10 protein-coding genes are annotated in these 10,017 nt (G+C 67.9%); 1 reads left to right on the top strand and 9 read right to left on the bottom strand.

What is annotated here, in order from left to right; translation table 11 throughout:
- The 9 genes from VFP86_10235 to efp all read right to left on the bottom strand — a co-directional run.
- A partial coding sequence (locus VFP86_10235; protein ID HET9000013.1) for a ribonuclease J occupies positions 1-622 on the bottom strand: 622 nt, incomplete at its 3' end.
- The gene (locus VFP86_10230; GenBank protein ID HET9000012.1) at positions 619-1,173 is read right to left on the bottom strand and encodes a uracil-DNA glycosylase; all 555 of its coding nucleotides are present in this window, start codon (positions 1,171-1,173) and stop codon (positions 619-621) included. The genes VFP86_10235 and VFP86_10230, both read right to left, overlap by 4 nt.
- A gap of 29 nt (positions 1,174-1,202) precedes the next feature.
- Positions 1,203-2,096, bottom strand: a complete 894-nt coding sequence (gene dapA / locus VFP86_10225) for a 4-hydroxy-tetrahydrodipicolinate synthase (protein HET9000011.1) — start codon at positions 2,094-2,096, stop codon at positions 1,203-1,205.
- An 87-nt stretch (positions 2,097-2,183) separates the two neighbouring features.
- Positions 2,184-3,239, bottom strand: a complete 1,056-nt coding sequence (locus tag VFP86_10220) for an aspartate-semialdehyde dehydrogenase (protein HET9000010.1) — start codon at positions 3,237-3,239, stop codon at positions 2,184-2,186.
- A 16-nt stretch (positions 3,240-3,255) separates the two neighbouring features.
- Positions 3,256-4,056 carry a 4-hydroxy-tetrahydrodipicolinate reductase gene (dapB, locus tag VFP86_10215; GenBank protein ID HET9000009.1) on the bottom strand — a complete coding sequence of 267 codons (801 nt, stop codon included), beginning with the start codon at positions 4,054-4,056 and terminating at the stop codon, positions 3,256-3,258.
- Entirely contained in the window at positions 4,049-5,356 is a 1,308-nt protein-coding gene (locus VFP86_10210) for a pitrilysin family protein (GenBank protein HET9000008.1), read from the bottom strand. The genes dapB and VFP86_10210 overlap by 8 nt, the downstream gene beginning before the upstream one ends.
- Before the next feature lie 120 nt (positions 5,357-5,476).
- The gene (locus VFP86_10205) at positions 5,477-7,732 is read right to left on the bottom strand and encodes a polyribonucleotide nucleotidyltransferase (protein ID HET9000007.1); all 2,256 of its coding nucleotides are present in this window, start codon (positions 7,730-7,732) and stop codon (positions 5,477-5,479) included.
- Positions 7,733-7,812: 80 nt separating this feature from the next.
- Positions 7,813-8,085 carry a 30S ribosomal protein S15 gene (gene rpsO, locus VFP86_10200; protein ID HET9000006.1) on the bottom strand — a complete coding sequence of 91 codons (273 nt, stop codon included), beginning with the start codon at positions 8,083-8,085 and terminating at the stop codon, positions 7,813-7,815.
- Between the two features lie 176 nt (positions 8,086-8,261).
- Positions 8,262-8,831 (bottom strand): elongation factor P, encoded by a 570-nt coding sequence (gene efp / locus VFP86_10195; protein ID HET9000005.1) that lies wholly within the window; start codon positions 8,829-8,831, stop codon positions 8,262-8,264.
- Between the two features lie 137 nt (positions 8,832-8,968).
- Here efp and VFP86_10190 point away from each other — a divergent pair.
- Positions 8,969-10,017, top strand: a 1,049-nt coding sequence (locus VFP86_10190) for a glycosyltransferase family 39 protein (GenBank protein HET9000004.1), incomplete at its 3' end; no start/stop codon positions are given.

The raw sequence follows: 10,017 nt of genomic DNA, 5'->3' as shown, positions 1-10,017 counted from the left end.
CGTCGATCGGCGTCTGGTCGAACTTGAAGTCGCCCGTACACACCACCGTGCCGGACGGCGTGCGCACCACGACCGCGCAGGCCTGGGGGATGCTGTGGTTGACGTGCACGAGCTCGACCTCGAAGGGTCCGACCCGGAAGGGACGACGGGGCTTCGTCGGAATCCCCTTCATCTTGACGCCCTTGCTCTCCTCAACCCGGCGGCGGGCCAGCCCGAGCGTGAGGGGCGTCCCGTAGACCGGAGCCTGAACGGTTCTCAGAAGGTAGGGGAGCCCGCCGACATGGTCTTCGTGTCCGTGCGTGAGCACGATCCCACGCACCGAGCCCTCGGCGGTGATCGCCCGAAAGTCCGGAATCACAAGATCGATACCAAGCATCTCCTCGTCGGGGAACATCAACCCGGCATCGACGATCAGGATGTCGCGACCGATGCGGATCGCCACACTGTTCTTGCCGATCTCGCCCAGACCGCCAAGCGGAATGATCTGGAGGCCATCTGCCCGCCGTACCTCGGCGGCGCCGGCTTCTCCGGGCGGGACCTGATCGGCCCGGCCCGCCTCGGGACGCGGGCGCACCCGGGGCGTCGCGCCCGTCCGCCGACCGCGGCGGCGCCGGGCGCTCACCGGCCGCCAGTCCCCGGCGCGCGCTCCAACAGTGCCGCGAGCGCTCTCATGTCTCTAAAGAGCACGGGGCGCACGCCAGGATTCCGTAGCGCGTACGACGGGTGGTAGAGCGGGAGGATCGTGCGGTCGCCACACGCCTGCGCACGCCCATGCACGTCTTTGATCCGCGCGTTCGGAAGGAACGCCGCCAGCGCGAAGCGGCCCAACGTGACAACGATCCGGGGCCGGATCAGATCGATCTGGGAGCGAAGCCACGGCGCGCACGCGGCCAGCTCCGAGGGGACGGGCGGCCGGTCGCGCACGGGCTCGGTCGACGAGGCGGCCCGATCCTTGATCACGTTCGTCACGTAGAACTCCTGCCGGCGCACTCCGATGCTGGCCAGCAGTTCGTCAAGAAGCCGCCCGGCGCGACCCACGAACGGACGGCCGGCAAGATCTTCTTCCACGCCCGGACCCTCGCCCACGAGCACCACACCGAGATCCCCGGACCCTTCGCCGGGCACGGCATGTGTCCGCGTTCGCCACAGCGGACAGCGCCGGCACCGCCGGATCCGAGCGTGGAGGGCGGAGAGTTCCTCGTTCAGGCGGCCACGGGAAGGAGGGCGAGGTCCTTGAGCACCGCGGCGATCTGCTCGCGTTCCTTGGCCGTCGCTTCGACGAGCGGCAGCCGCAGCCCGCCCACATCGAACCCCGCCAGGGCCAGCGCCGCCTTGACGGGCGTCGGATTGGTGGTGATGAAGAGCACTTTGAACAACGGCCACAGGCGGAGGTGCAGCTCAAGCGCCCGGCGGACGTCGCCGGCCTGAAAGGCCTGGATCATGGCCTTGATCTCCCGGCCCGCCAGGTGGCCGGCGACGCTCACGATCCCGGTGCCGCCCACTGCCAGCAGCGGAAGCGTGAGGCTGTCATCCCCACTGTACAGATGAAACTCCGGAGGCGTGAGCTTGCGGATCTGGGACATTTGGTCGAGACTCCCGCTCGCCTCTTTGACCGCCACGATGTTCCGGACCTCCGCCAGCCGGGCGATCGTCGCGGGCTCGCAGTTCACCGAGGTCCGGCCCTGGATATTGTAGAGCATCACCGGAAGCTGGGTGCTCTCCGCCACGGCTTTGAAGTGCCGGTACAGGCCCTCCTGGGAGGGCTTGTTATAATACGGGTTGACGAGCAACACCCCATCGCATCCGGCCCGCTCGGCCTCGCGCGTGAGATGGATGCTGTGTGCGGTGTCGTAGGTGCCGGTGCCGGCGATCACCTTCGCCCTGCCACCCACGGCTTCCCGGACGGTGCGGAAGAGACGGACTTTCTCCTCGTCGGTAAGCGTCGGCGATTCCCCCGTCGTGCCGCAGACGACCAACCCATCGGAGCCGGAGTCGACGAGCCGCTTGGCCAGCGCCGCCGCCCGATCGTAGTCCACCGCCAGCTGGCGGTCCATCGGCGTCACCATCGCGGTGATGACGTATCCAAAACTGGCCATCGCTCTCCCTCCTCTTCTCATCTCTCGACGTGCTGCGATCCATGAGGAACCTTCAGGATTCCCCGGCGAGGCTCCTGCCGCGGCGCGTCAGGCGCGCAGCGGGACGAGCAGCCCTTCCTCCACCACGGCCTCGGCGATCTGGACGGCATTCAGCGCCGCGCCCTTCCGCAGATTATCTGTCGCCGCGACCAGGCACAACCCATTCGGGATCGTGGCGTCCGGGCGGACGCGCCCTACGACGCAGGTGTCCCGGCCGGTCGCGTACAGCGGCGTCGGATACGCCCCCCGCTCCGGATCGTCGACCACCTCGACGCCTGGCGCGGCCGCGAGCGCCCCGCGCGCCCGGTCGATCGACAGCGGGCCCGCGAACTCGACATGGAGCGCGATGAGGTGGCTGACGAGCACCGGGACCCGGACCGTGGTCACGCTCACCGGGATCTCGGTTTCCATGACCTTCCGGGTCTCCCGCACCATCTTGTCTTCCTCATCCGTCACCCCGCCGGGCAGCCATTTCCACTGAGGAAGCAGGTTGAACGCGATCGGCAGCGGCGTGCCCGTCACGCGCTCCACCTCATCGGGCTGGGGATGCTCCCGAAGCAGGTCGGGCCGATCCAGGAGCCGGCGGCTCTGCTCGAGGAGGGCGTCCATCTGGTCCCGGCCCGCGCCGGACACCGATTGATACGTACAGGCGACGACCCGCCGGATCGGCACGAGATCGTGCAGCGGCGCGAGCGCCATCACCATCGTGATCGTCGAGCAGTTCGGGGTCGCGATGATGCCGCGGTGGCGGCGGATCGCGTGCCGGTTCACCTCGGGGATCACGAGCGGCACGTCCGGCTCCATCCGGAACGTCGAGCTCTTGTCGATCACGAGCGTCCCGTCCGCCGCAGCCGCGCGGGCGTGCCGCTCGCTGACCTCGCTCCCGGCCGCAAAGAACGCAATCTGCACACCCCGGAGCGCCTCCCCCGACGTCTCGACGATGGTGTGGGCCTCGCCCCGGAATGTCACCGTGCGCCCCGCCGACCGCGCGGTCGCGGTTGCGCGGAGGGACGCGACGGGAAACCCGCGTTCCTCGAGCACCCGGAGCACGGTCTGGCCGACCGCTCCGCTCGCGCCGACCACCGCCACTCGATACCCGGCCATGGCGTTCTCCCCTCCCCTACGGCTCGAGCACGTGCTCCAGCCCCTCGACCAGATTGGTGAGCGTCCCGACCCGCTGAATCGCCAGCGTCAACCCCGGCATGAACGATTCCTCACTGGTCGAGTCGTGCCGAATCGTCAAGGTCTGGCCGGGGCCTCCAAACAGCACCTCTTGATGGGCCACCAGTCCAGGCAACCTGACGCTGTGCACGTGCACACCATCTATCACCCCGCCCCGCGCGCCGTCTACGGTCGCGGTCTCCGCCACCACCGCCGAGGGCGCCGGCCCGCGCGCCTCAGCCACCAACCGGGCGGTCCGGGCCGCCGTTCCGGACGGCGCGTCCCGCTTCCGATCGTGGTGGAGCTCGATGATCTCGACGTGCGGAAAGTAGCGCGCCGCCCGACGGGCAAACTCCATCATCAGCAACGCGCCGAGCGCAAAGTTGGGCGCGATGAGCACACCGACGCGCTGCGAAGCGGCGCGCTCTCGCAGCGCCGCGACCGCGTCCGGCGAGAATCCCGTCGCCCCGATCACCACCGGCACGCCGTGATCAAGTGCTGTGAGCGCGTGCTCGGAAGCCGACTCCCCCCGGCTGAGATCGACCAGCACCGTTGGGCGCCCCACGAGAAAGATCTCCGGAAGATTCGCGGTGATCGGCACCCCTATCGCGCCCGCGCCGGCCACCATGCCCGCGTCCTGGCCGACGCCTGTGATGCGGCCCAGCGCGCCCACCAACATCATGTCATCGCGCCGCGAGATGGTCCGGACCGCGGCGCGCCCCATCCGCCCCGCGGCGCCCGTCACGACGACTCTATGCATCGGCACGCGCCCGCACCTCCTCTTCGATGGCGCCGGCGAGACCCGGCTGCTGATCGAATGGACCGATCGCGGCCAGAGCGAGCCGGTCCAGCACCAACAACTCCTCCGCCAGCCGCCGGACATCCTTACCCTGTACGGCGGCCACGTCGGCGAGGATTTCGTCCAGCGTGATCTGCCGGCCAAAATAGATCTCGGAGCGGGCCAATTTCGACATCCGGCTCCCCGGGGTCTCCAGACCCAACATCAGGCTGCCCTTGAGCGATTCTTTGGCGCGGGACACTTCATCGGCGGTCAACCCTTCCCGAGCGCGGACGAGCCCCTCCAGCGTGAGCCGGACGACCTCGCGCGCGGCGAGGGGGCTCGCGGCGGCGTACACCGCGAACGCGCCGGCGTCGCTATAGGCCATTTGGTACGACGAGATGGCATACGCCAGGCCACGCTCTTCGCGGATCTCCTGGAACAACCGGCTGCTCATCCCGCTGCCGAGCGCCGAATCGAGGACCGCCAGCCCGTATCGATCCGGGTGGGCCTGGCGGAGTCCGGGAACGCCGAGGCAGACATGGACCTGTTCGATCTCCTTGCTCCGATACGCCGTGGCCCGCTGCGCGGTGGGGGGAAGATGAACGCTCGGCGTCGCGCGCCCCGCCCACGGCCCGAGCGCATGCTCGACGAGCTCGACGATCTGGTCGTGCTCGAGCAGCCCCGCGGCAGTCACAAGCACAGCGTCGGGCCGGTAGCGGTCGGCCATGTAGGCGCGCAGGTCGTCGCCCCGCAGCCCCGCGAGGGTCGTGAGGGTGCCCGACACCGGCCGCCCCAGGGGATGGCCGGGCCACAGGGTCTCCGCGAACACATCGTGGACCAGGTCGTCCGGGGCGTCCTCGTACATCTTGATCTCCTCGGCGAGGACCTGCCGCTCACGCTCGAGTGCCTCGGACTCGATGGCCGGATGGAGCAGCATATCGGCCAGCACGCCGAGCCCCTCCTCGAGGTGCTCGCTGATCACGCGGAGGTAGTAACACGTCTGCTCTTTGTCCGTGAACGCGTTGAGTTGACCCCCGATCGCATCCATCGCCTCCGCGATCGCAAGCGCAGACCGGGTCGCGGTGCCTTTGAACACGATGTGCTCGATAAAGTGGGAGACGCCGTTGCGCGGGACGTCTTCGAAGCGGGACCCGGCGGCGACCCAGACGCCGAGCGCGATCGTCCGCACGTGGTCCATCGGCTCGGTGATGACGATGAGGCCGTTCGAGAGCACCGTGCGCCGGTAGAGCGCCTGATCAACCGCCATCGCCGTCCCCATCCATAGGACTCCCCGCGGCGTCGGCGCCGCGCGTACCGGTGCGGAACGGACCGCTGACCCGCAGGTAGCCGAGAAGCCTCCTCGCGGAGGCTTCTCTCACGCCAGGATCGGTGCGCGTCACTAGGGGCTCCGCTTTCGCCGCGGACCGCGCCCTTGATCCCTCGGCCCGCGCCGGTCGAATCGTTCGGGCCGATCCCCTTCGCTCCCGGTGCCATCCCCGCCGCTGTCCGGCCGGGACGCAGCGGCGGCCATCTCCTCGGCCGAGAACAAGCCGCGCCGGGTCAGATTCACGCGGCCCATGTTGTCGATCTCCTTGACCTTGACCTCGATTTCGTCGCCGATCTTCACGACGTCTTCGACCTTGTTGACCCGGGTGGGGGCCAGCTCGGAGATGTGCACGAGCCCTTCCTTTCCCGGAAAGATCTCGACGAACGCCCCGAAGTTCATGAGACGGGTGACCTTGCCGCGGTACACTTCGCCGGGTTTCGCCTCTTTCACGATATCCTCGATCATCCGGCGGGCGCGTACCGCCGCGTCCGCGTCGGCCGAGGCGATGAGCACCCGGCCGTCCTGCTCGATGTCGATCTTGACGCCCGTCTCGGCGGTGATCTTGTTGATCACCTTGCCGCCGGGACCGATCACCTCGCGGATCCGTTCGGGATTGATGAGGACGGTGGTGATGCGCGGAGCGTACGGCGACATCTCTGCCCGCGGGGCGGGGATCGTCCGCTCGATGACGTCGAGGATCCGGAGACGCGCGTCCCGGGCCTGCGCCAGTGCCTGCCGGAAGATCTCCCTGGGCAGCCCACGAATCTTCATATCCAACTGCAGCGCGGTCACGCCATCCCGGGTGCCGGCCACCTTGAAGTCCATGTCGCCCATCGCGTCTTCGATCCCCTGGATGTCCGTGAGGATCGCCACCCGCTGATCGCCGTCCGGACCGGTGATGAGGCCCATCGCGATCCCGCCGACCGGCTTGCGGATCGGGACGCCGGCATCCATCAACGCCAGCGTGCTGCCACACACCGACGCCATCGAGGTGGAGCCGTTGGATTCGAGCACCAGGGAGACGAGCCGGATGGTGTACGGCCACTCCTCTTCCGGCGGGACCATCACCTCGACCGCGCGTTCGGCCAGGACGCCGTGTCCGATATCGCGGCGGCCAGGACTCCGAAGCGGGCGGACCTCGCCGACGCTGTAGGGCGGAAAATCGTAATGGTGCATGTAGCGCTTCCGTTCCCGGAGGCTCAGGTCGTCGATGATCTGCTCGTCCTGGCCCGTCCCGAGCGTGCACGCCGTCAACACCTGCGTCTGTCCGCGCACGAAGAGGCCCGACCCGTGCACCCGGGGGAGCAGACCCACCTGCGCGTCGAGTGGGCGGATCTCGGTCGGCGTCCGCCCATCGGGCCGGACTCCCTCGTTGAGGATCATCCGGCGGACTTCGGTTTTGATCAAGGCATCGACGGCATCCGCCACCACCTTGACCTGACCGGGAAATCGTTCCGCAAGGGTGAGTTGGGCCTCGGCGCTCGCATCGGCCAGCCCCGTCTCGCGGGACTGCTTGTCCGGGCGCCGCAAGACGTCCGCGATGCGGCGCGAGGCGACATCCCGGACGGCGGCGTCCACCTCGGCGTGGCCGACGGCCTCCACCGCGAGTTTCGGGCGGCCGACCTCGCGGGCCAGATCATCGATGACGCCGATGATCCGCTTGATCTCCCGGTGGGCCATGTCGAGGGCCTCGAGGAGGCGCTCTTCGGGGATCTCCCGCGCGCCCGCTTCGACCATCGTGATCGCCTCGCGGGTGCCGGCGACCACGAGATCGAGATCCGTGGCTTTCTCATCGAGGAGTCGCTGCGATGGGTTGAGGACCAGCCGGCCGTCCTGCATGCCGATCCGCACCGCGGCCACCGGTCCGGCGAAGGGGATGTCGGAAATAGAGAGCGCCGCCCCGGCCCCGGTCACGGCCAGCAGGTCCGGGGTGTTGTCCTGATCGGTGCTGAGCACCGTCGCGATGACCTGCACGTCGCGCCGGAACCCCTTGGGGAACAACGGGCGGAGCGGCCGGTCCATCAGGCGCCCGGTCAGGATGGCCCGCTCGCCGGGCCGACCTTCGCGCTTGAAAAAACCGCCGGGGATCTTCCCGGCGGCGAACATCTTCTCTTCGTAATCGCACGTCAGCGGGAAAAAGTCGATCCCTTCCCGAGGCGCCGCCGACATCGTGGCGGTGACCAGCACCATCGTATCGCCGGCCCGCACCACGACGGCCCCGTTGGCTTGTTTGGCCAGGTGTCCCGTCTCAATCGATAACGGGCGCCCATCGAGCTGGACCTCCACACGGGCGGTCCGCCCAGTGGGATGAGACTGCTCTCGTATCACCGCGTCCTCCTCCTCTTGATCGCTTGCGTCCCTCCCGAGATGCTCAAGACGGTGACGGAGCGGGGGCTCCCCGCTCCGCTCTACCGACGCAATCCGAGCCGGTCCACGATCGCGCGATAGCGCTCCAACTCGTGCGTGTTGAGATAGGTGAGAAGCCGCCGCCGCTGCCCGACCATCCGAAGCAGCCCCCGGCGCGAGTGAAAATCGTTCTTGTGAACCTTCAGATGGTCGCTCAAATGGTTGATCCGTTCGGTGAGACGGGCGATCTGCACATCAGGAGACCCGGTATCCTTGGCGTGCCGTTGAAACTCGTTGACCGCCACTTGGTGCGTCGTCTCGCTCTCGATGGCCATGGTGCTCCTCCTCCCGGCGCGTTACCCGTCGCGCCATCCGGTCGATCAGGCCGAAACGCCGCCGGAGCTGCGGGCGTCTCCGCCGCGTGGCCACGCGCACGCCACGGGACGTGACAGTTCCTACTATAATATCACATTGGCAGGTGGGTTCGGGGGGCAAACGCCGGGGGGTGGAGTCACCGAACGCGCTCGAGGTAGGTGCCGGTACGGGTGTCGATCCGCACGACTTCGCCCGCCATCACGAACAAGGGCACCTGGACCACCGCCCCCGTCTCGAGGGTGGCGGGTTTGGAGCCTCCGCTCACCGTGTCTCCCCGAAATCCGGGGGCGGTGTCGACGACGCGGAGGTCCACCGCGTTTGGCATCTCCACCCCGATGGGGGTCTCCTCGTGAAAGACGACCGTGACGTCCATGTTTTCGGTGAGAAACCGGACCGCCTCCCCCAGCAACGTCCGGGGCAGCGACAGCTGCTCGTAGGTGGATTTGTCCATCATGATGAACTCGTCGCCCGTCGTGTACAGGTACTGCATCGTCTTGCGCTCGAGGTACACGAGCGGGACCCGCTCGCCGGCGCGAAAGGTCCGCTCGGTCGTGGCACCGGTTTTCGTGTTGCGGATCTTGGCCTTGACGTAGGCCGGTCCGCGGCCGACCTTCACGTGATCCGAGGCGATCACGACGTACATCTCGCCGTCGAGCAGAAAGTGGACTCCGGGACGGAAATCATTGCTGGAAATCACAGCGCTCACCCAACGGGGAGTGTACTCGGCCCCAGGGGGCCTGTCAACGGAAAGGCGTCCCGGAGGTCTCCGAAGCTAGGAGGGGGGGCATGCATAGAGAGGAAGCCGTTCGATTGCGAGTGACCTCAAGAAAGAGGGAGCAGGATTTGCGGAGATACACGGGACTGGCGGTGATCGTGGCGGTTGCCGTGGGCCTGCGCGCCGCTCTCATCGGCCGGAACAGCGTGTGGTTCGATGAGGCGTTCGTCGCCTATGTGGTCCACAAGGGCTGGCGCGATCTGCTGGACTTCCTGGCGACACACGACAATCACCCGCCGTTGTACTACGCGCTGATCAAGGCGTGGGCCGGTATCGCGGGGACGGGCGAGGTCGCGCTGAGAGCGCCGTCGGCGGTGTTCGGCGTTCTCTGCGTCCCACTGACCTACGCGATCATGCGGCGGCTGTCGGGAACCATCCCGGCGCTCGTGGCCGCGCTGCTCGTTGCGATCTCGCCGTTTGAGGTGATGGCCGGGCAGGATGCCCGAATGTACACACTTTTGCAAATGCTCACCTTGGCGGCCACCCTGCTCTTGATCCTTCCCGACCGACCGTGGTGGTGGCGCCCCGCCTACATCGGCGCCACGGCGGCGATGGTCTACACGCATTATCTTGGGTTTCTCGTGATCGGCGCGCACGGCGTCTGGACCGCGTGGCGTGATCGACGGCGGCTGGGGGAGTGGATGACCGACGTAGGGGTCGCGGGCATCCTGTTCATCCCGTGGATGTCGTTCTTCTTCGAGCAGATCGCCCGGCATCACGGGTGGGGGTGGGCACCACACCCGCTCTTGGACGTCGGCGGGCTGTTCGCCTTCGGCGGTTCCCTCTTCGGACTGGGAAGTTTCTTGTTCCCGGGCTCGCCGCTGAGCGCCGCGCAGGTTGGCGCGGTCCTGCCGTTTGTCGCGCTGGCCATCGTGGGGGCGCGCGGCATGTTGCTCCCTGCGCTGGTCCTCGTCGTACCGATCGGGACGATGGCGCTGTTGCCTTTGGTGTTGCCGGCCTCCATCTACCCCCGCTGGTACTCTTTCGTGTTCCCCTTCTACGCGATGCTGATCACCAATGGGATCCTGCGCATCGCCCCACGACGAGCGGTGGCGGCGGTGCTGGTTGCCGTGGTCATCGCCTGCGGTCTCCCCGTGATGGGACGGTATTACCTTGA

It is taken from the genome of bacterium (assembly GCA_035703895.1).
GTDB lineage: Bacteria > Sysuimicrobiota > Sysuimicrobiia > Sysuimicrobiales > Segetimicrobiaceae > Segetimicrobium.
The sequence above is the reverse complement of the archived record's forward strand: the minus strand, read 5'-3'. Positions and strand labels throughout refer to the sequence as shown.

What these genes read in the sequence shown, in the direction of transcription:
- VFP86_10220 (HET9000010.1), bottom strand. Translation starts at nt 3,239, where the DNA reads ATGGCCGGGTATCGAGTGGCGGTGGTCGGCGCGAGCGGAGCGGTCGGC.
- dapA (HET9000011.1), bottom strand. Translation starts at nt 2,096, where the DNA reads ATGGCCAGTTTTGGATACGTCATCACCGCGATGGTGACGCCGATGGAC.
- dapB (HET9000009.1), bottom strand. Translation starts at nt 4,056, where the DNA reads ATGCATAGAGTCGTCGTGACGGGCGCCGCGGGGCGGATGGGGCGCGCC.
- VFP86_10210 (HET9000008.1), bottom strand. Translation starts at nt 5,356, where the DNA reads ATGGGGACGGCGATGGCGGTTGATCAGGCGCTCTACCGGCGCACGGTG.
- rpsO (HET9000006.1), bottom strand. Translation starts at nt 8,085, where the DNA reads ATGGCCATCGAGAGCGAGACGACGCACCAAGTGGCGGTCAACGAGTTT.